Origin of the sequence: Pyrobaculum ferrireducens (assembly GCF_000234805.1) — an archaeon.
Classification (GTDB): domain Archaea; phylum Thermoproteota; class Thermoprotei; order Thermoproteales; family Thermoproteaceae; genus Pyrobaculum; species Pyrobaculum ferrireducens.
In genome coordinates, this window is the sequence record NC_016645.1 from 1,985,014 (window position 1) to 2,003,701 (window position 18,688).

An 18,688-nucleotide genomic window follows, 5' to 3' on the forward strand; every position below is an offset into this window, starting at 1 on the left:
GGATTATATACGTGGAGCCCTTGGCGTTGCTAAAAAGGCGGGTTGAACAGCTCGGGAAGGATGCAGATGCATACCTCCTAGAGCTCCTAGCCCGGGAGGCGGACCCCCCGGAGAGGGTTGAGGCGTATCTAGCCGCCTCTGAGTGGTTCTGGAGGGAGGGGCTGAGGTTGCTATCGCTAGGAGACTTGAGACAGGCATCTGAGAAGATATGGAACGCAGTTGTGCAAGCCGTGAAGGCCTACGCAGAGGTCACGGGGCTTCCGCACGACTCTCACAGACTAATCTGGGCTGTGGTGAGGCGGCTGGCTAGAGATAGGCCGGAGCTAATCACCATGTTCGCCGCCGTTGAGCAGTTGCATATAAACTTCTACGAGGGACACCTCGAGAGGGGAGATATAGAAGCTCTTCTAAAGGCGGCGGAGTCCGTCCGGTCATACGCCGTGGAGATGGCTAAGTCGGCGCAGAGGCGGGGCTGAGCACGGCAGCCACGGTCCTCAGTAGCTGGAGGTTCATCTCCCTTGTCCCCACGGTAATGCGGACGTAGCCCGGGCCGAGCCTCTGCTCCTCGTCTCTGACCCATACTCCGTGTTTTCTGAGCAACTGGGCGAAGCCAGGCGGGCCTCTGGCTAGGAGGAAGTTGGCCCACGTAGGCCACGTCTTGACCCCCGCCTTGGCGAGGCCCTGCCTCAGAAGCTCGGCGCCCTCCCTTATCTGCCTCACCACGTCGTTGACGTAATCCCTTTTGTACAGGGCGGCCCTGGCCGCGGCGAGAGAAGCAAGAGACACTCTAAACCTCACCGTGTTGTAGTGTATCTCCCAGCCCCTCCCGGCGAGCACCGGCGTAACTCTGAACCCGGCCATTAGAAACGCCTTTGACATTGTCCTAACCACGGCGAGGTTGGGCCAGGAATCCACCAGTCCGGCCACAGTCACGCCGGAAAACTCGAAATACGCCTCGTCGATGACAGTGGGCTTGCCCAGCGCCAGTAGCTCCTCCACCTCTCTCTGGTCCAGTAGGAGCTGGCCAGTGGGGTTGTTGGGGTTGTCTACATACACGGCGTCCGCCCTCTTGGCCTTGTCTAGAAAATCCGAGAAGTCTAGGCGGAACTCCTCGCCCGTAAGCGGGCTCTGCACAAGGGCCACTCTGTGAAACGCAGACTGGTCCTCTAGGAGGAAGTACGTGGGGCGGGGGGCCGCCAACGTCTTTACCCTGTGTAGCAATATGTCGAAAAAGTCGTCTGCCCCCGGGAACAGCCAGACGCGGCTCGGGTCTACCCCCGAATACTCTGCGTAGAGCTGCCTAACCTCGTCGTACAGAGCCGCGGGCTGATACCAGTTACTCACAGACAGCGCCTGGGCCGCGGCCGCGACAACATGCTCCGGAGGCGGTATGGGCACCTCGTTCTGGTCAAGCTTAAGAATGCCGGCGGGCGGCGGGAGGGTCATGGCCCCCCACGCCCAAACTGCGTCAGCAGGCTTGTTGCGTAGAGGCTTTCTACGTACTTCGCCTCCCCCAGCCGCGAATCGATACGTAGGCGCGATACGCCGCTAAGCATCCGAAGACCACTGTTACACAGTAGCTTCATAAGTGGGGCGTCCGCCCTCATAGGTGTAGTGGTTAATGAGTGGCATATTTAACAAAGGCGGTGTAGCTGTCAGCGGCGCATTGTGTCTAGTACTAGCCCTTCCACAAGCCCAGCGCCAGTCCAATGAGGAATGTGATCGAGGAGTAGGGTATCGCGTTTTTTATTCTCGTGGCGTAGGCCAGCGCCTCGTTGGTAGCGTACCCAAGTTGTTTTAGAAAGGCCGTGACTTGATCCGGGGATAGGTAGCCCAGGGCGGCCAAGGCGATGAAGAGGGCTATTAAGACGGCGGCCAGCGACAGTACCCTCTTGGCCAGTACCCCTACTAGGAACCCGATTACGAGGGGCCCCAGTAGTGCCAATACATTGTCAAGCACGACCACTCTTGCCGGTGGTAATTTAAAAGTTTAATGGCGCGGGTATGTTGTTTAGAAGCACACTCCCAACGCTCTGCACACGGGCTTCAGCCTCATCAGCGCATCTAGGGCGCCTCCGGTGAGTTGTATCTGTCTTTCCTTTTCTGCTCCACTTGTCGACGCCGAGGGCCTTCAGCACAGCCGCAGTCCTCGCGTAGTCCGCCTTGCGGCCTCCCTCGGCGCCGGCGTGTATGTTGACGTAGCCCTTAATCATGTTGCGACTGGCTTTGTAGAACTTTGCATCTTTCTCCACTGCCGCTTCGCTGTTCCCGTCGAACACCTTTGCCTTCACTCTTACGACTAGGTGCTCCCTTGTCTCGCTTTGCTCTCTCCACGCCTCCACCTCTTCCACCTTCACCCTCTTGCCCTCCACCTTGACTCCCTTTTTAAATGGGCGGCTTCACAGAGCCCCACTGCTCGCCTTCGCGGAAGTACCGCTTTAGGCGGTCGCGCACCTCCTCTCCCTTAGACTCGGCTTCCTTCAGCCGCTGAGCCCTCTCATCGCCGCGGTTAGCCAACCAGCCGGCTCTGAAAGCCGTCGTCTCAATGTACAAAGCCGTGGTGGAGGGAGAGGGGAAGCTGGGAGTCAAGAGGAGAAGGGAGAGGGGGGTTAGCCGCCGCCCCGGCTGAGAGGTCGAGGAGTCTACAGACCCCGCTCGGCACTCCACAACTAGCCAGAAGTCTCCATAGTGGGGGAAGGCGGCGGGCGGAGGCCGCCGAGGTAGCCACACAACTCCCCAAACCGCGCCCCCTCCACTAGGCCAACAGCCCTCTGCATAGTAGACGCCGGCGCGCCCTTTAAGACAGAAGAAAACATGTAGGAAAAAGTCAGACAAATAGAACCCACGCGCCGAATTATACGTAATTGTTCTACTGTGGTTTTATACACCACGCCGAATTTCGAAAAACTCACCCTAGAGATATGTAGCGCCGGCTGGTAGATACGCGGCGCGAGAGTATATAAAGTCATAGCGTGAGTTCATCACTGTGACGTTTAGATGCGAGCCGGGTTGCGCCTTGTGTTGCAGAGCCAGTCCGGTGACCGTGTTGCCACACGAAGTGTACATCCTGCAGAAATACGCCAGGGATCTGGGCGTAGAGGTGGTGTTTACACCTGCCTACAAGGTTGCCGATTTAAAGTCTAGTCTCAGGGTGGCTCTGTCGTACTTAATGCACCTCGACGAGGGTGGCGCCTGTCCCTTTCTCGACGGGACGAGGTGTATGTTGCATGGCCTCTACAAACCTCTGACGTGCAGGTCGTTTCCCTACCTGCCGAAGATTATCCGCTACGAGCTGGACCCGGCGGCGCGCGAGGTTAGGATGGATGTCAAGTTTGTGATGTCCACTCTATGCCCAGTGGTGCGCCGCGACTTAACGGCGGCTGACGTGGCGCATATGGCTAACGTAAAGGTGGCTGTGAAATACGCGCCGAGAGAAGTCGGCGTAGCCGTCAAGACGCTGGAGAAGCGGTATCTATACGCCAAGATTCTGTCAGAGCTGTGGAAGAGGGGGGAGGCGGAGCTAGACGAGGAGGGGAAATACCCGTTCTTCCCCATCATAAACGGGTTCACCTATATCCGCCGATTCTACCCCGAGCTGACTATTGAAAAGTTTCTATAGCAATCTGTCTGCGATGAGCTTTTCGAAGTCTATGATAGATTTGCCATCCACCTCTACTGGCTGTAGTGCAGGCGGGAGGACCCTGTAGTTGGGGTCGTATAGGCTTTCATACCGCTCCTCGAAGGTTGGGATAAGCTCGTTCTTGTAGAATATGCCAAGTGGGAGCCTTTCGCGCTCCACTATCTTATCAAGCGCCTTGCGTATCTTGGTGTCCAGCTCCTTCTCGTCGTGGACGACGGGGTCCCAGCTCGGATCAGCCTCTTCTAGTTTGTATATCCTCTTCTCGTACCACTCCCTCGTCATTATGTTGTTGTAAGTTACGCAGGGGCTGTATATCTGCACAAAGGCGCTACCCCTGTGTCTAATCGCCTCTACGATCAGCCGCGTGGTGTATTTTATGTCGTACGAGTAGCCCCTCGCGATGAAGGTGAACCCCGCCGTGAGCGCCATGAGGAGTGGGTTAATCTCGCTCTGGGGGTTTGCCTTGGGCACAGCCTTTACCTTAATCCCAGCTGGTAGGGTGGGGCCTGCCTGCCCCCTCGTAAGTCCATATACCGAGTTGTCCATTAGGATAACAGTCATGTCGACGTTTCTCCTCCCCATGTGGAGTAGGTGGTTGCCGCCTATAGCCATCAAGTCTCCGTCTCCGCCCACCACCACCACCTCGAGGGAGGGATTTGCCAGCTTTATCCCCAGGGCATAGGGAATAGCCCTCCCGTGTATTGCATGTACGCTAGTGGTGCGGACGTAGTGGGGAAGACGTGAGGAGCAGCCGATGCCGGAGACAAGCACCACGTTAGCGGGGTCGAGGTTAAGCTCCGCAAAGGCGTTGTAGATGGCTTGCAAGACGCCGAAATGTCCACACCCGGGGCACCACTCAGGCGCGCGTAGCCACCTATAATCGGCGGCCGTCCTCTTAACAACCTGTTGCATAGTCACAAATCCGTCTCTATTTTAATAATGTTTTGGCCCTCCTCGAATTTTTTAAAGGCGTATAAAACATCATCGCTGGTTATGGGCCTCCCGTTGAACTTAACGGCGACGGCCTTCGGCTCTATTCCAGCGTACATGCGGGTTGTCAGCGCAAGTTGGCCATAGTAGTTATTTTCGATGAAGAGTGCCTCTCTGCCCTGGAGATACCTCCGCACCAGCTCGGCGGGGTATGGGTACAGTAGCTTTATGTACAGGAACCCCACATCGCGTAGCTCCTCAAGTGTCGTCAGTATGGCGGGTTTCGTGGAGCCCCACCCCACCATTACACGTCTGGCGTTCTCGGGGCCGTAGTAGACTAGCTTCTCCTCAGGCGGTATCTCCTGCTCAATCAACCTCAGCTTCGCCATCCTCCTCTCGAACATCCTCGCCACCACCACCGGGTCTTCCTCAGGGTCGCCCTCGGGGTCGTGCTCCAGGCTGTTTAGGTGGAATATTGCGTTTGACACGCCGGGTAGCAACTTAGGCGGTATCTCCTCATCTAGGGGATAGGCCTCCACCTCCTTAGTTTGTGGATACACCACCGGCTTCACCGTGGCTATCTTGACCTTGGATGGATCTGGTAGCGGCATCACGGCGAATGTATTAGACAGGTTTTTGTCGAGGAGGTGAATTACCGGCACTCTATATCTCTCGGCCCAGTTAGCCACGCGGATGCTGTCTAGGAAAACCTCCTCCAGGTCGCCGCTGGCGTAGACTATTTTGGGATACTCGCCGTGGCCTATGTATAGCGAAAATAATAGATCTTGCTGACCCTGCCTCGTCGCCTGCCCAGTGCTTGGCCCAGCTCTCATCCATAACGTAACTACCAACCCAATCTCCATCATGCCCGCCATGGAGAGCGCCTCAGCCATTAGGCTAAAGCCCGGGCCAGAGGTGGCGGTGGCCGACCTAGCGCCGGCGATAGCACCACCAGTCGCGATAGCCACAGCCGCAAGCTCGTCTTCAGCTTGGAAGGCCACGGCGCCAACTCGCTCATATTTAGAGAACTCCCCGGCATCTCTCGCCACTGGGAATGGTATCAGCCTTTCAAAAGTCATGGCGTCGTCAGTGGCGGGGGTTATGGGGTAATAGGCGATAAATCTAATCCCCCCCACTACTTTGCCATATCCAGAGGCCTCGTTTCCATTCCAGAACACGCGTTTGACGCCTGGCTCCCTCGGCTCTAGTACGGCAATTCTCCTATCCACCAGCTTCATGGCCTCTGCCGCTACCTTCTTGTTTTGCTCAATCACATCTGCCTTTTTCCCAAGAGCAAAGCCGACGCCCCTAGCCACGTACTCATCGCTGAGACCCAGCAACGCCGCGCCTAATGCCACTACGAAGGTGTTTACAAATCTGGCCAACATAACCGGCGACGTAACCCCAATCTTCCTCCCAATTTCGGTGATGTGTTTATTATAGGGCAACCCGATGACCTCGACGCCGCCTCGCCTTAGGTAATCTACGTAGCCCTTCACCGTGGGCTCGAAGCCGTTCTCCTTTGCGAATTTTTTCAATCTGTCTGCCAGCGCCTTAGACATCATCGCGTAGTTATCAGGAGTTTTGGAGTCCTCCTCAGTGTTGTACACTAAGTAGCTCCCCTTCTTTAAGTGAAAGACGTGCTCCAGCACCGCGTGGCCGTCGAAAGTCAGCGCCAGCTCTACAGAGTTTCCCGGCGCCGGGGCGGGCCACTTCTCTGATATTGTCCCAACTACATAGCTATGGCGCCCACCTGCTATGTTACTCCAGAACTCCCTCCTGGAGTATACATAATACCCCGCGGAGCCGACGCCGTATATAAACATGAAAGACGCAGTCTCAACACCTCTACCCTGGGGGCCTCCTATTAAGAAACTAATTTTCATTAATTCTAAAAATGTTATGTATATTTATATTTTTTGTATTATTTATATTCAAAGTTTTTTAACTTGCTCCAAACAGCCTAAGTAATACAGAAACTGTATTTATATATATGTTTTCCAACATTTAACGTAAATAATCTTTCCTAATTGGCTCATCTCTAACCCTCTCAAGAACTCCACCTCGTCGTCCGAATCTCCCTCAACCACCGTGTAGCTAAAGCCAAGGAGCTCCGGGGCGTGTGAGAGGCCGTATTTAACCGCCTCCACCAAATCAGATAAGTCGGAGGACAGCCGCTTCACTGCTACGAAATATGTGTTTAGGAGTCTGTATAGTGCACACGGCCCGTAGATGTAGAGCACCGCCCCGCTGAGCCGGGGTAGGACTCCACGTGCCCTATCTACATCTACGACATCCATCTCGCTACGTGGTTTTTAACACCTGTTAGAATCATTTCCGTTGCCACCGAGGCTATGATAAGAGACATAAATCTGCCGAGGAGCCTCATGGGCGTGGCCCCCACGTACCTAACAACTCTGATGCCTAGTAGCAACGTCGCCGCAACTGCCGTGGACGCGGTCACAGAAACCGCCAGCGCAGTTGCCGGGCCGTATATAGACGACATTATGATTAGAGCAGTGATAGTGCCCGGGCCCACTATTAGAGGCGTCGCCAGCGGGACAACCGCCTGCTCCTCAGTAATCTCCAGACGGCCCACGTAGGAGCCAGATACCAAAGTCATTATGGAAATAGCCATCAACACAATGCCGCCGGCAATTCTAAAGCTGTCGATGCTGACGCCAAACACGGCCAGGATGACCCCTCCGCTTAAGGCGAAGATGGACGATAGGATGTACACCGTGACAACTACGACTATGGTTATCTTCCGGACGTACTCAGGCTTTTCAACAGCGAGAGGGCCTACAATGGCAAGCTTCCCTATGGGATTCATAATAGCGTAAAGCTGACCTACCAAACCCAAGAACTCCACGGGGGTCACGACACACCCACACAGAGGATTTAAAGACTTTACCCACTCAGCCAACAATACTCTTCACCAATCCGACCTCACGCGCCTCGTCACCAAAATACAGCCACAGCCCCACATAAAAACAATTCACCCAACCCCCAGCAAAACCTAAACACCAACACTCCCCCACCCTCTGCGTATTTCCCCACGTCGCCTCCTATTCTCACACCAGCCAGCGTAGCCACTGCGAGCCTGCCACACCACCTGCGGACACACGTACTCCCCGAGCAAGTCAACACCATCAGTTGCCTCCTCAAGCGCCTTGAGATCTATAGGTGCGCCGTGTAGGGGAATTTAAAAGGAGCCGTGGCACAGATCGGGGCGTAGCCGCCCGGCAGGTCCTAGCTAAAAGTTAAGTCGATAGTTGTAACCTAGTCGTGTTGCGACTCCTCAACCTTCACCCCCTTTACGACAGCCTCCACGTACCTCCTCCTATTCTTCTCATACTGATCGGCGGGGTACGCCTTAATCTTGGATAATATCTTCGGTAGCGCGGTGTACTCCATCTCCTCCGGCGGCAGTCTGTGGGGCTGGAACGGCCCCATCCTCCTGATGTAGTCGGCCACCTGCGCCGCGACTTGCCTCACGTAGTCGAAGGCTGGGTCGTCAAAGAGGTCCACACCCCCCTCCAGATACCCCTCGTGGAGCTGGAACCCGAGGGCGCCTACCTTCGGCGGCCCGTCGAACCGCGTCATCTTGGCCCCGATGGCGATCCTCCGCTCGGGATCGACTGAGATGAAGCGCGCCGGCATCAACGGCCCGGCGTGGCTACCGCGCATCCAGCCGTGCACGAGGTGTGGGTGGGCGAACGCCTCGAGCACCTCCCCCACAGCGGGCAGGCCCGACTGCGCCCTGACCACCATCACCGGGTCGTCTTTGCCGACGTAGCGGCCAGCTATGAGGGAGAGCCTCTCGACGCTGTTGGCGGCGGCGGGGGCGCCGTCGGCTTTTCTAAAGACTTTCCTAATTATATACCTCCCGGTGGTTCCTATAAGGCCGAGGAGGGAGTAGGCCTCCTCCGGCGTCTTGAGCAGATATACCTTGTGCTCAACTACGTCTAGCACCTCGAATATGAAGCCTTCGTGCATCGAGGGGTCTATGACGAGGCCGGCTGTGTTGAAGGGGTCTGCGAACATTTTGTAGAGGGGGAGGTTGAAGGCGCCTGGCTCGGTCTTGTCGGCGGCGAATACGATCAATGGCTCGCTGGGCCTCTCCTCGAACTCCATCTCCGCAACCTGGGGGCCCATGCCCCTGACGTTGCCGGAGAAGGCGTCTTTCAAAAGGTCCTGGCCCGCGCCGTACAGCTTGTACCTCTTGGCTATCTGCTCGGTGACCTCCTTGAAGGTCTCCCATGCAAGGCCGTGGATCTCGGGGTTGTCTTCGCCTTTTGTGTGAGTCATTAGTAGAGATATGTCGTCTCCCACGTTGTAGACGAAGTAGTCGATTATGAGACCCCTCTTCTGGGCCTCTTTCAATTTCGCCGCGGCGTACTCAAGCATTTTTGGGTGGACATGGGCGTGACCTGGGAAGCCGCCTACGTCGGCTTTAATTATGGAAACCGTTACCTTCATAACAACAGGCTTGAGTCGAATATTAAAAGGTTTTCCTTAAACTCCGTGGACATTGACTACGTCGAGATAACTGGGGTACACTCAAAAATTCAAGAGTTTTACCGCGCGGTTTCGCTAGACAGCGTAATATATAGATTTTTACACCCAATTTCAGATCCTGTATATATATACAGGTATTTGTGGAGCCGGGGCTGTAAGACCTTTCTCATCTACTATAGAAACAAGGCTGTGGGGGTGATAGACATAACTCCATGTGGCGAAGGGGCTGAGGTCGCGATAGTGATAGCAGATGCGCACCAAGGCAAGGGCCTGGGGAGGGCCGTGGCTGTGGACTTCGCGCCGAGGCTTAGGGAAATGGGGTTTAAATACGCCGTGGCGTACGTCTCCCCCGAGAACTACAAGGCGCTGTCTATAGCTAGGAGGATGGGGGCTGAGGTTAGATGTAGAGACATATGCATCGTGATCTACAGGCTTGTGGAAGATAGAGATGTGTGTAGATAAGCATAAAGTTTATATAGTGGACGGTTCAGGCTATTGATGTCAAAGGGGCGAATGGGAGGGCTTACCTCGTCCTTGAAGACGGCACTACTTTCGTAGGGAGGCCAATTGGGGCGGAGAGGGTAGCGGTGGGGGAGGTTGTCTTCACCACCGCCGTTGTGGGCTATCCGCAGGTGTTGACCGATCCGAGCTACAGGGGGCAGATACTTACATTCACGATGCCCTTGATAGGTAACTACGGCGTCTCGGAGGACCAGATGGAGTCCGACGGGGTGAAGGTGGAGGGTGTTGTGCTGTTCGAGGCGACGTCGCCGAGCCACTACAAATCCGTGATGTCGCTTGACGAGTGGCTAGCCGCCTCCGGCGTGCCCGGCGTGGCTCGGGTCGACACGAGGGCGCTGGTGCAGATTCTTAGAGAGCATGGTGTGATGATGGGGGCGGTGGGGCCCGAGGAGCCTGGGGTGTTGCTGGAGAAGTTGCGCAGATCGCCCCGCTACGACGAGGTGGTCTACGTCGACCAGGTATCTGTCAAAGAGCCTGTGGAGCTGGGGGACGGGAAGCTCTGCGTGGGTATTGTAGACTGCGGCGTGAAGAAGTCGATAGTGAGAGAGTTTTTGAAGAGGGGTGTAAAGGTGAGGCTTGTGCCGTGCCGCCGGCCCGAGGCGGCTTTCGACTGCGACGCGTTGTTTGTCAGCAACGGCCCCGGCAACCCCAAGCTACTGGACTTCCTATCTACAAAGATTGCGGAGTATGTAGAGTATAGAAAGCCCCTGATGGGCATATGCCTCGGCCACCAGGTGATTGCCATGGCCCTAGGCGCCAGGATACACAAGCTGAAATTCGGCCACAGAGCCAGCAACAAGCCTGTACGCGACTTGTTATTCACCGGCGGGACCTACATAACCACCCACAACCACGGCTACGCCGTCGATCCAAGCGGCACCGAGCTGAAGGTGTGGGCTGTACAGCCAGACGACGGCACCGTGGAGGGCCTCTACCACGAGCGTCTCCCGGTGTTAACCACCCAGTGGCACCCCGAGGCCTCGCCGGGGCCTCACGACACGAGGTGGGTCTTCGACAAGTTCCTAAAGCTGGCGCACCGCCATGCCGGACGTTAGGAAAATCCTAATAATAGGGTCCGGGGCTATAAAAGTCGCCGAGGCGGCGGAGTTTGACTACTCCGGCTCACAGGCGCTGAAGGCGTTCAGGGAGGAGGGCATAGAGACCGTGCTGGTGAACCCCAACATAGCCACGATTCAGACGTCTAAACTCCTCGCCGACAAGGTGTACTTCATCCCCATACAGAGGCAGCTTCTAACTGAGGTTATAGAAAGGGAGAGGCCGGACGCCATCGCCTGCGGCTTCGGGGGCCAGACTGCGCTGTCTGCATGCGTCGAGCTGGAGGAGGCCGGGGTGCTGGATAAGTACGGGGTTAGGGTGGTGGGGACGCCGGTGCGCGGCATAAAGAGAGCCCTGTCGAGAGATCTATTTCAGAAGGCCATGAAGGAGGCGGGGATACCCGTGCCTCCAAGTAGCCCAGCCAAGTCGCCGGAGGAGGCGCTTGAAATCGCCAGGGGACTTGGGTACCCCGTGGTTGTTAGGGTCAGCTTCAACCTGGGCGGCGCCGGGGCCTTCGTGGCCCGTAGCGAGGAGGTGCTGAAGGCCAGGATCTACAAGGCGTTTGCGCAGTCGGCGATTGGGGAGGTCCTTGTGGAGAAGTACCTCGAGGGCTGGAAGGAGGTGGAGTTCGAGGTGGTTAGGGACTCCTACAACAACGTGGCGGCGGTTGTGTGTATGGAAAACGTCGACCCCATGGGGATCCACACAGGAGACTCCATTGTGATCGCGCCGTGTCTAACCCTCACGGACGAGGAGTACCAAACGGCGCGCAACATCTCCATAGGGGTTGCCAGGGCTATTGAGCTGGTGGGGGAGGGGAATGTCCAGGTGGCTGTGAACTACGCGGGGCCTGAGCAGTACGCCATAGAGACAAATCCACGTATGTCGCGCTCGAGCGCCCTCGCCTCCAAGGCCTCTGGATACCCCCTGGCCTACATAGCGGCGAAGCTGGCCCTGGGCTACCGCCTGGACGAGGTGTTGAACCAGGTGACGAGGCGCACCGTCGCGTCCTTCGAGCCGTCCCTTGACTACATCGTAGTGAAGCACCCCAGGTGGGAGGCCGAGCGGTTCGGCATCACAGAGGGGCTCGGCCCAGAGATGATGTCCATAGGCGAGGCGATGGGGGTGGGTAGGACGCTGGAGGAGGCGTGGCAGAAGGCCGTGAGGATGATAGACATCGGGGAGCCCGGGCTGGTGGGCGGGAGGATGTTCCGCAACCTTACGCTGGGGGAGTCGCTGAAGTGTTTAGAGGAGTACAGGCCGTACTGGCCCATCTGCGCCGCCAAGGCGCTGTACCTCGGCGCCTCAGTCGACGAGATCTACAAGATAAACAAGGTAGACAGATTTTTCTTAAGGGCTATTTGGCGGATTGTAGACGTCTACAAGAAGCTGGAGGCCGGGGCGCTCGACTTGGAGGAGGCCAAGGTGCTCGGCTTCTCGGATGAGCAGATCGCCGGGGCTTTGGGGAAGTCTGTGGAGGAGGTGAGGAGGGCTAGGAGGAGGCCTGTGGTTAAGAAAATCGACACGCTGGCCGGGGAGTGGCCAGCCGATACCAACTACCTATATCTCACATACGGCGGCCAGTACGACGACAAGACGCCGCCGGTGGATTATTTGGTAGTTGGTGCCGGCGTGTTTAGAATAGGCGTAAGTGTAGAGTTCGACTGGTCCACCGTCATGCTGGCTACCGAGCTTAGGAATAGGGGGTACCGGGTGGCCATTCTGAACTACAACCCCGAGACCGTGTCCACCGACTGGGATATTGTAGATAAGCTCTACTTCGACGAGATTTCCGCCGAGCGCATACTCGACATAGTAGAGAAGGAAGGCGGGGGGGTGACGGTGGTGCTGTACGCAGGCGGCCAAATAGGGCAGAGGCTGTACGTCCCGCTGGAGCGGGCTGGGGTGAGGATTGGGGGAACGCGCTCCAGGTCTATCGACATCGCTGAGGATAGGAGTAAGTTCTCTAAGCTGTTGGATAGGCTCGGCATAAGACAGCCGCCGTGGGTACACGCCTCAAGCATCGACGAGGCGCTTAAGCTAGCTGAAGACCTGGGCTACCCCGTGTTGGTGAGGCCTAGCTACGTCCTCGGGGGGACCTACATGGCGGTTGCGCACAGCGGGGAGGAGCTACGCGGCTTTCTCGAAAAGGCGGCGAGAGTAAGCGGGGAGTACCCAGTGGTTATCTCCAAGTTCATGCCCAGGGGGGTGGAGGCCGAGGTGGACGCCGTCTCCGACGGGGTGCGGCTCGTGGCGACGCCGATTGAACACATAGAGCCCCCCGGGGTGCACTCCGGCGACTCGACGATGGTCCTGCCGCCGAGGAGGCTGGGCGACGCCGCCGTGAGGAAGATGGTGGACGTGGTCCACACGTTGGCGAGGGAGCTGGAGGTCAAGGGGCCGCTCAACGTACAGTTCCTCGTCCAAGACGACGTATACGTCATCGAGGCGAATCTCCGGGTGAGCCGCTCCATGCCGTTTGTGAGCAAGGCAACCGGGGTTAACTACATGTCGCTGGTCGCCGACGTCTTGACCCGGGGCGCGCTGGCGGTTGACGAGGAGAGGGTGGTGCTCAAGCCGTCGAAGTGGTGGGTCAAGTCTCCCCAGTTTTCCTGGGCTAGGCTCAGGAGCGCGTACCCCAGGCTGGGGCCCGTCATGTACAGCACGGGGGAGGTGGCGTCGAACGGGGCTGTGTACGAGGAGGCTCTGCTGAAAAGCTGGCTCTCCGCCACCCCCAACAAGGTGCCGGCCAGGAGAGCTTTGGTGTACACCTACGACCCGCGGCACGGCGAGCTCATCAAACAAGCCGCGGAGCTCCTCTCCGGGCGGCTTGAGGTGTATACGCCCGAGCAGCTGGGCGACAAGCTCCTCGATATGTTGAAGTGGCGCGAGGTGGACATCGTAATGACCGCGGGGGACACCCCGCAGAGAGACTTCCACATCAGGAGGACCGCCGCCGACACCAACACGCCGCTGGTCCTCGACTCGACGCTGGCCGTGGAGCTTGCCAAGGCCTTTGGGTGGTATTACAAAAACGGGAGGCTTGAGGTGTCGCCGTGGTGACGCTGGTATACGACGTGGTCAGGGAAGAGGAGAAGGCTTTGATAAAAACCGCGGAGAGGCTCGGCGTAGTTTTAAAAACGGTGAAGATAGGGGAGGTGCTGGACGTGGAGGGGTGGGAGCCCGACGTCTACCTAATAAGGACCCTGAGCCACAACAAGGGCATCGTGGCGGCCGCGGTGGTCGAGGGCAACGGGGGGCTAGCCGTCAACTCCTCCAGCGCCATAGCCGTGAGCTGGAACAAGGCAGTTACCCTGGCGAGGCTAAGGGCCTGCGGGCTCCCGGTGCCCAGGACCAAGGTGCTCTTCGGCGAAGCCGAGGTGGAGGTGGGAGAAAGAGCTATTGTGAAGACCGCCAGCGGCAGCTGGGGGCGCAAGGTGGCGCTGGTCACCGCGCCCGAGGAGGTGAGGCTCTTGATGAGATCCGCGGAGAACGAGGTGTTTCTACTACAGGAGATGATAGGCACTGGGGAGGACATAAGAGTCTTCGTAATCGGGGAAAGGGCAGTCGCGGCCATGAGGAGGATACCCCCCAGAGGCGACTGGAGAAGCAACGCCGCACGGGGCGGCCGGACAGAGCCCCAGCAGATAGACGGCGAGTTGGAAGACCTCGCTGTGAAGGCGGCGAGATCTGTGGGGGCTTTCTACGCCGGCGTGGACATACTCATAGGAGACAGGCTGTACGTCAACGAGGTCAACGGAATACCGGAGTTCAAGGCACTCATGAAAACCACAGGAGTAGACGTGGCCAAGCACCTCATAGAGGCCCTAGTAGAGCTTAGAAAAACGTGAACAACTTATCCTCGACGTAGGGCCTTGTGTAGATCTTCCCGCCGATTCTGACCAGGTAGCCGCTCGGCGGCTTCACCTCGCCGATCACGGCGTGCGGCACGCCCAGCGCCTCCAGCCTCTCCACAGCCTCGTCCAGCCTCCCGCGGGGCACCGTGGCAAGGAGTACACCCGAGCTCAGAGTCTCGAGGGGATCTATGCCGAAGGCTCCGCACAGCGCCTCCACCTCCCTGTAGACGACGACCTTTCCCCTATCCACGTCTATTGACACTCCCGACGCGTAGGCGATTTCCGCCAGCCCGTTGGCCAGACCCCCCTCCGTGGGGTCGTGCATAGATGTGGCCAGGTCGGCCAAGGCAAGGGCCTCCCTCGCCACAGACACCTCCAAAGCCAGCCTCTCTGCCCTCGCCACCGCCTCCGGCTTCACCCCCCTCCTGAGAGCCTCCTCTCTGAAGTCCGTCGCGAGGATAGAGGCGGCCTCCTGCCCCGCGGATTTTGTCATAATGACTACGTCGCCAGGTCGGGCGCCCCCCGTGGATACATACCTATCGCCGACGCCCATCGCCGTGGCCACCGCCATCGGCCTGGTGACAGCCGTAGTCACCTCCGTGTGGCCGCCCACCACCATAACCCCCAGCCTCCCCGCCGCCTCGTCTATCTGCCTAGTAATCATGTCGAGGACAGAATCGTCCGCGCCCGGCGGCAGAAACAGCGCCGTGGAGAGCCACATCGGCTCCACCCCCCTCACCGCTATGTCGTTTGTGGGGATGTACACCGCGAGGTAGCCCAGTAGCTTCACCGAGCCCGATATGGGGTCTGTGTGGACTGCCAGGTACCTCCCGCCTACGTCTATAACCGCCGCGTCTTCCCCCACCGCGGGTCCCACAAGCACCTCGCGCCTAGCCACCCCCCTCCTGGCGATCACAAGACGCTGGAGCAGGTCGGGCGGTAGCTTCCCAATCTTCATAAACGTCAAATTTCCCTATGTTAAATGGTTGACCTAAGCGGCACCTGGATAAAAAACAGCGACGTGGATGTGGTGAGGCTGGTACACGAAACCGTGGTGAGGGAATTCGGCAAGAGGGCTCTGCAGTATACAGACACCGCGGGGGCGCCCGAGCCCAGGGAGGAGCTGAGGAGAATCCTAGCCGTGAAGGGCTTTACGAAACATGAGGTATACTTCACCACAAGCATAGCCGACAGCATCAGGATAGTCGCAGAAATCCACCTAGACCGAGGGGAGTGCATACAGCCGGAGGACCCCACCCAGAGGGAGGTAATAAGCTATGCCAGGTGCGGAAGGCCTAAGGCCGTGTATATACAGCCCCACTGGAGGAACCCCGACGGGTATATATACAGCGCCGGCGAGCTGGAGGCGGCGTCTCGCTCGGCGCCTCTAACCATTTACGACCTGACCTACGGCCTACTCGCCGGCGAGGTGCCGTACATACCGGAGAACGTCGTCGTCGTCGGCTCGCTCGACGTGCTCTTCCCCGGCCTCCACCTGGCGTACGTCGCGGTCCCGCCAAGCCTCTCCGACTACTACCTAAACGTCTTGGAGGCGTCGTATCTACACCCGCCGACGTATATGCAGTACCTGTTTTACGCCGCAGTGAAGTCCGGCGCTGTCTACGCCGTGTTTAACTCCCTGGCGAGGCGCCGCGATCTGGTGAGGCAATACCTAGGCGTGGAGGCCACGCCGTATTTCGCGTGGCTGAGGCCTAGGGATAAGACAATTTTTTTAAAACACGGCGCCCTAGACGGCAGTGCCTTCTCCTGGAGAGGCCGCTTCGGGGAATACGTCAGGCTGGGCCTCACTAGTGCGACCGAGGAGGAGCTCGCCGACTTCCTATCCAAGATACCTCTCTAAAAACTTCAAGGTGGTGGCCATAGCCGAGAGCTTCAGACTTGAAGACGGCGAGTCGGTGTACGTCGGCGTAAGGGCCCGGCGCGACGGCGTGGTGGAGGACGTGGCGTTCGCAAAGGCCAAGCTTGGGGGTAGAGACGGCACAGAAGCCGCCGCCAGGATACTCGGCGCCGTCCTTAGAAGAGACGTCAGCCTCGTAATGCTCGACGGGTGCATAGTGTCCTTCTACAACTGGATAGACGGGGAGGCGCTGTACACCAGTTTTCAAAAGCCCGTGGCGTGCTACGTCTTCGAAGAGCCCGGGGGCCACGTCGAGGAGGCAGTCAAGAAGCTCTTCCCAGACTGGGAGGAAAGGCTAGAAGCCATAAGGAGGCTGGGCCCACCCACGCTCTACTACACTAGAGACGGTTTCAAGATTTACGTAAGATCCTGGGGCATCGACCCCATAGACGCGGGCAAGGCGGCGGAGGCCTGTATGAAATTCGGCAAGATGCCGGAGCCTCTGCGCATAGCTAAGATAATCGCCAGCGGGGCTAGGCAATTTTTAAAAACCCTCCGCGCCGCGGGGTATCAATGGTCACCAGGAGGCAGCTCCTCATAGCCGCCGGCGCCGCCGCAGTCCTAGCCGCCGTGGGGGGCGGGCTCCTACTTACGAGAAAGCCAGCAGAGGCGCAGGGGACGGCAACCACCACCTCAGCCACGCCCACCTCAACCACCACCACGACGGCAACCACCCCCACCCCCAAGCGCGGCGGGGAACTCGCCGTCTACAACTACTCGTACTATATCGACAAGGATCTGCTCCCCGAGTTTGAAAAGGAGTACGGCATAAAGGTGGTGTACCAGGAGTTTGAAAGCGGCGAGGAGGCCTACGCCGCCCTGCTGAGGGGAGGCGGGGGTTACGACCTGGTGGTCCTCCCAGACACCTATCTCAAGGAGATGATAAAGGGGGGGTACGTAAGGAAGATAGATCACAACAAGCTGACTAACCTAGGCAACGTAGATCCTGCATTTTTTGAAAATCCGAACGACCCCGGTCTGCAGTACTCGGTTCCCTACGCCTTCGGCACGACGGGCTTCGCCGTGAACTACTACGCGATGAAGGCCGACGTCGGTAGGTTAGAGAAGTGGGGGGACTTGTTCGACGCGGCGATCCTGGAAAAAATTGGGAATAGGGTAGCCATGCTGGAGGAGTTTATCGAGCCTGTAATGGCCGCCAAATACGCCCTGGGCATAGATCCAGACGACTGGAGCGAGGGCGCCGTGAACAAGGTAATTGACTTGTTAAAGAAGCAGAAGCCCTACATAAGGGGGTACCTGGGCATCAGCCAGATCGTGCCAGCGCTGGCCGCAGGAGAGCTCTGGGTATCCCAGATCTGGTCCGGCGACGCCGCCACCGCGAGAGACGAGTTTACCAAAACCGCCGGCCAGGCAAACGCCGACAAGTTTGAATACGTCCTCCCCAAGCCGAAGACCCACAGATGGGTCGACTTCATGGTGATCCCGCGCGACGCCAAGAATGTCGAAGCCGCGTACCTCTTCATAGACTTCCTGCTCCGGCCGGAGAACTCCGCCCGCATCGTGAAGGCGTCTAACTACCCCACCGCCTTAAAGAGGCAGTTGCTGGCGAAGTACCTGGATCCAGACATTCTCAACGACCCGACTGTGTTTCCGCCGGAGTCCGCGCAGTTAATACATTTGAACTACACCGAGGAGATGATTAAGGCGGTGGAGAAGATCAGCTACGCGGTGAAGGGTTGAGCAACTGGATTATCTCCAGGAAGCATTTAACGTCTCTGCCGAAGTGGATGAAGCGCACTGGGCCGATGTTTTCCCAGATTTCTTGGATGTGTATATCTCTGTCGTCTATATAGACGACGTCCCGAGGGTCTATGTCGAGTCCCCTCTCTGCCTTGATCTGCCTTAGTAGTTTGTAGAGCATCTTGTCTTTACGGGGGTGCGGCTCTATTGCTAGGTAGTGGAAGTACTTGTCTATTTCGAAGGCCCTCAGCGCTTGGTACGCCACGTCGAAGTCGTTCCATGACAAGGTGGTGAGGATGTGACCGTCCTCCACAGCCCACTTTAAGAAGTCGGGGAGGTGCGGCCTCAGAGCCACCTCCACCCCTCTGCTGTCTTGTATCTTCAGCGGGGAGACCCGTCTAAATGGGGGGTAGAGCGAGGAGATGTCTAGATGATCCCACGCCGTGCCGTCTAGATCCAACGCAATTAGCACAGCATAAGCTTGGCGTAGTTTATAAAGTGTTATGGGTGTGCGAAGGCGTCCACGGAGATGCGCGGGGGGTG

General features: G+C 57.9%; 21 protein-coding genes. 9 read left to right on the top strand and 12 right to left on the bottom strand.

The genetic code is table 11. The annotated features are described in order from the left end of the window. The first annotated feature begins 11 nt into the window (after positions 1-11). Entirely contained in the window at positions 12-476 is a 465-nt protein-coding gene (locus P186_RS11140; protein ID WP_014289591.1) for a PaREP1 family protein, read from the top strand. On the opposite strand, the gene P186_RS11145 is transcribed toward P186_RS11140, so the two are convergent. The 5 genes from P186_RS11145 to P186_RS14405 form a co-directional block, all read right to left on the bottom strand. Beyond that, positions 451-1,446: a pyridoxal phosphate-dependent aminotransferase gene (locus P186_RS11145; protein WP_014289592.1), complete on the bottom strand. Its 996-nt coding sequence runs from the start codon at positions 1,444-1,446 to the stop codon at positions 451-453. The genes P186_RS11140 and P186_RS11145 overlap by 26 nt on opposite strands. Then, positions 1,443-1,607: a hypothetical protein gene (locus tag P186_RS13910; protein ID WP_158307148.1), complete on the bottom strand. Its 165-nt coding sequence runs from the start codon at positions 1,605-1,607 to the stop codon at positions 1,443-1,445. Before P186_RS13910 ends, P186_RS11145 begins: the two co-directional genes overlap by 4 nt. 71 nt (positions 1,608-1,678) lie before the next feature. Continuing rightward, positions 1,679-1,960, bottom strand: a complete 282-nt coding sequence (locus P186_RS11150) for a hypothetical protein (protein ID WP_148683013.1) — start codon at positions 1,958-1,960, stop codon at positions 1,679-1,681. A gap of 22 nt (positions 1,961-1,982) precedes the next feature. Next, positions 1,983-2,372, bottom strand: a complete 390-nt coding sequence (locus P186_RS11155) for a hypothetical protein (protein WP_014289595.1) — start codon at positions 2,370-2,372, stop codon at positions 1,983-1,985. A gap of 13 nt (positions 2,373-2,385) precedes the next feature. Further along, positions 2,386-2,730 carry a hypothetical protein gene (locus tag P186_RS14405; RefSeq protein WP_237179404.1) on the bottom strand — a complete coding sequence of 115 codons (345 nt, stop codon included), beginning with the start codon at positions 2,728-2,730 and terminating at the stop codon, positions 2,386-2,388. Between the two features lie 256 nt (positions 2,731-2,986). Between P186_RS14405 and P186_RS11160 the strand changes: the two genes are divergently transcribed. Further along, complete coding sequence (locus tag P186_RS11160; protein ID WP_014289598.1) at positions 2,987-3,619, top strand: YkgJ family cysteine cluster protein; 633 nt, start codon at positions 2,987-2,989, stop codon at positions 3,617-3,619. Here P186_RS11160 and P186_RS11165 read toward each other — a convergent pair. From P186_RS11165 to fbp, 5 genes are all read right to left on the bottom strand, one after another. Further along, entirely contained in the window at positions 3,614-4,552 is a 939-nt protein-coding gene (locus tag P186_RS11165) for a 2-oxoacid:ferredoxin oxidoreductase subunit beta (RefSeq protein ID WP_148683014.1), read from the bottom strand. The two genes, P186_RS11160 and P186_RS11165, sit on opposite strands and share 6 nt — an antisense overlap. A 2-nt stretch (positions 4,553-4,554) precedes the next feature. Beyond that, positions 4,555-6,456 carry a 2-oxoacid:acceptor oxidoreductase family protein gene (locus P186_RS11170; RefSeq protein ID WP_014289600.1) on the bottom strand — a complete coding sequence of 634 codons (1,902 nt, stop codon included), beginning with the start codon at positions 6,454-6,456 and terminating at the stop codon, positions 4,555-4,557. 99 nt (positions 6,457-6,555) lie between these two features. Further along, positions 6,556-6,870: a ribonuclease H family protein gene (locus P186_RS11175; RefSeq protein ID WP_014289601.1), complete on the bottom strand. Its 315-nt coding sequence runs from the start codon at positions 6,868-6,870 to the stop codon at positions 6,556-6,558. Then, entirely contained in the window at positions 6,858-7,451 is a 594-nt protein-coding gene (locus P186_RS11180; RefSeq protein WP_148683015.1) for a MarC family protein, read from the bottom strand. Before P186_RS11180 ends, P186_RS11175 begins: the two co-directional genes overlap by 13 nt. 401 nt (positions 7,452-7,852) lie before the next feature. Continuing rightward, entirely contained in the window at positions 7,853-9,052 is a 1,200-nt protein-coding gene (gene fbp, locus P186_RS11190; protein ID WP_014289604.1) for a fructose-1,6-bisphosphate aldolase/phosphatase, read from the bottom strand. 45 nt (positions 9,053-9,097) lie between these two features. On the opposite strand from fbp, the gene P186_RS11195 reads away from it, so the two are divergent. From P186_RS11195 to P186_RS11210, 4 genes are read left to right on the top strand one after another with little or no spacing between them, the layout of a single operon-like run. Next, positions 9,098-9,553 carry a GNAT family N-acetyltransferase gene (locus P186_RS11195; RefSeq protein ID WP_014289605.1) on the top strand — a complete coding sequence of 152 codons (456 nt, stop codon included), beginning with the start codon at positions 9,098-9,100 and terminating at the stop codon, positions 9,551-9,553. 32 nt (positions 9,554-9,585) lie between these two features. After that, positions 9,586-10,668 carry a glutamine-hydrolyzing carbamoyl-phosphate synthase small subunit gene (gene carA, locus P186_RS11200; protein WP_148683017.1) on the top strand — a complete coding sequence of 361 codons (1,083 nt, stop codon included), beginning with the start codon at positions 9,586-9,588 and terminating at the stop codon, positions 10,666-10,668. Next, positions 10,655-13,732: a carbamoyl-phosphate synthase (glutamine-hydrolyzing) large subunit gene (gene carB / locus P186_RS11205; protein ID WP_014289607.1), complete on the top strand. Its 3,078-nt coding sequence runs from the start codon at positions 10,655-10,657 to the stop codon at positions 13,730-13,732. The genes carA and carB overlap by 14 nt, the downstream gene beginning before the upstream one ends. Next, a complete protein-coding gene (locus tag P186_RS11210; RefSeq protein ID WP_148683018.1) occupies positions 13,726-14,520 on the top strand; it encodes an ATP-grasp domain-containing protein in 795 nt (264 codons plus the stop codon). The genes carB and P186_RS11210 overlap by 7 nt, the downstream gene beginning before the upstream one ends. Here P186_RS11210 and P186_RS11215 read toward each other — a convergent pair. Continuing rightward, positions 14,507-15,484 (bottom strand): AIR synthase family protein, encoded by a 978-nt coding sequence (locus P186_RS11215; RefSeq protein ID WP_014289609.1) that lies wholly within the window; start codon positions 15,482-15,484, stop codon positions 14,507-14,509. The two genes, P186_RS11210 and P186_RS11215, sit on opposite strands and share 14 nt — an antisense overlap. A gap of 24 nt (positions 15,485-15,508) precedes the next feature. Here P186_RS11215 and P186_RS11220 point away from each other — a divergent pair, with 24 nt between their 5' ends. The 3 genes from P186_RS11220 to P186_RS11230 are packed head-to-tail and all read left to right on the top strand — an operon-like array spanning position 15,509 to position 18,145. Continuing rightward, positions 15,509-16,387, top strand: a complete 879-nt coding sequence (locus P186_RS11220; RefSeq protein WP_014289610.1) for an aminotransferase-like domain-containing protein — start codon at positions 15,509-15,511, stop codon at positions 16,385-16,387. A 13-nt stretch (positions 16,388-16,400) separates the two neighbouring features. Further along, complete coding sequence (locus P186_RS11225) at positions 16,401-16,985, top strand: endonuclease dU (RefSeq protein ID WP_148683019.1); 585 nt, start codon at positions 16,401-16,403, stop codon at positions 16,983-16,985. Further along, positions 16,958-18,145, top strand: coding sequence for a polyamine ABC transporter substrate-binding protein (locus P186_RS11230; RefSeq protein ID WP_014289612.1), 1,188 nt, complete (start codon positions 16,958-16,960; stop codon positions 18,143-18,145). Before P186_RS11225 ends, P186_RS11230 begins: the two co-directional genes overlap by 28 nt. Here the strand turns inward: P186_RS11230 and P186_RS11235 are convergent. After that, on the bottom strand, positions 18,123-18,617 hold the full coding sequence (locus P186_RS11235) for a magnesium-dependent phosphatase-1 (protein WP_014289613.1): 495 nt from the start codon (positions 18,615-18,617) through the stop codon (positions 18,123-18,125). The two genes, P186_RS11230 and P186_RS11235, sit on opposite strands and share 23 nt — an antisense overlap. Positions 18,618-18,688 lie beyond the last annotated feature (71 nt).

Bases quoted from the DNA above. Each gene is read 5' to 3' on its own strand.
- P186_RS11175 (WP_014289601.1), bottom strand. From the start codon at position 6,870: ATGGATGTCGTAGATGTAGATAGGGCACGTGGAGTCCTACCCCGGCTC.
- P186_RS11230 (WP_014289612.1), top strand. From the start codon at position 16,958: ATGGTCACCAGGAGGCAGCTCCTCATAGCCGCCGGCGCCGCCGCAGTC.
- fbp (WP_014289604.1), bottom strand. From the start codon at position 9,052: ATGAAGGTAACGGTTTCCATAATTAAAGCCGACGTAGGCGGCTTCCCA.
- P186_RS11165 (WP_148683014.1), bottom strand. From the start codon at position 4,552: ATGCAACAGGTTGTTAAGAGGACGGCCGCCGATTATAGGTGGCTACGC.
- P186_RS13910 (WP_158307148.1), bottom strand. From the start codon at position 1,607: ATGAGGGCGGACGCCCCACTTATGAAGCTACTGTGTAACAGTGGTCTT.
- P186_RS11220 (WP_014289610.1), top strand. From the start codon at position 15,509: ATGGTTGACCTAAGCGGCACCTGGATAAAAAACAGCGACGTGGATGTG.
- carB (WP_014289607.1), top strand. From the start codon at position 10,655: ATGCCGGACGTTAGGAAAATCCTAATAATAGGGTCCGGGGCTATAAAA.
- P186_RS11215 (WP_014289609.1), bottom strand. From the start codon at position 15,484: ATGAAGATTGGGAAGCTACCGCCCGACCTGCTCCAGCGTCTTGTGATC.
- P186_RS11145 (WP_014289592.1), bottom strand. From the start codon at position 1,446: ATGACCCTCCCGCCGCCCGCCGGCATTCTTAAGCTTGACCAGAACGAG.
- P186_RS11170 (WP_014289600.1), bottom strand. From the start codon at position 6,456: ATGAAAATTAGTTTCTTAATAGGAGGCCCCCAGGGTAGAGGTGTTGAG.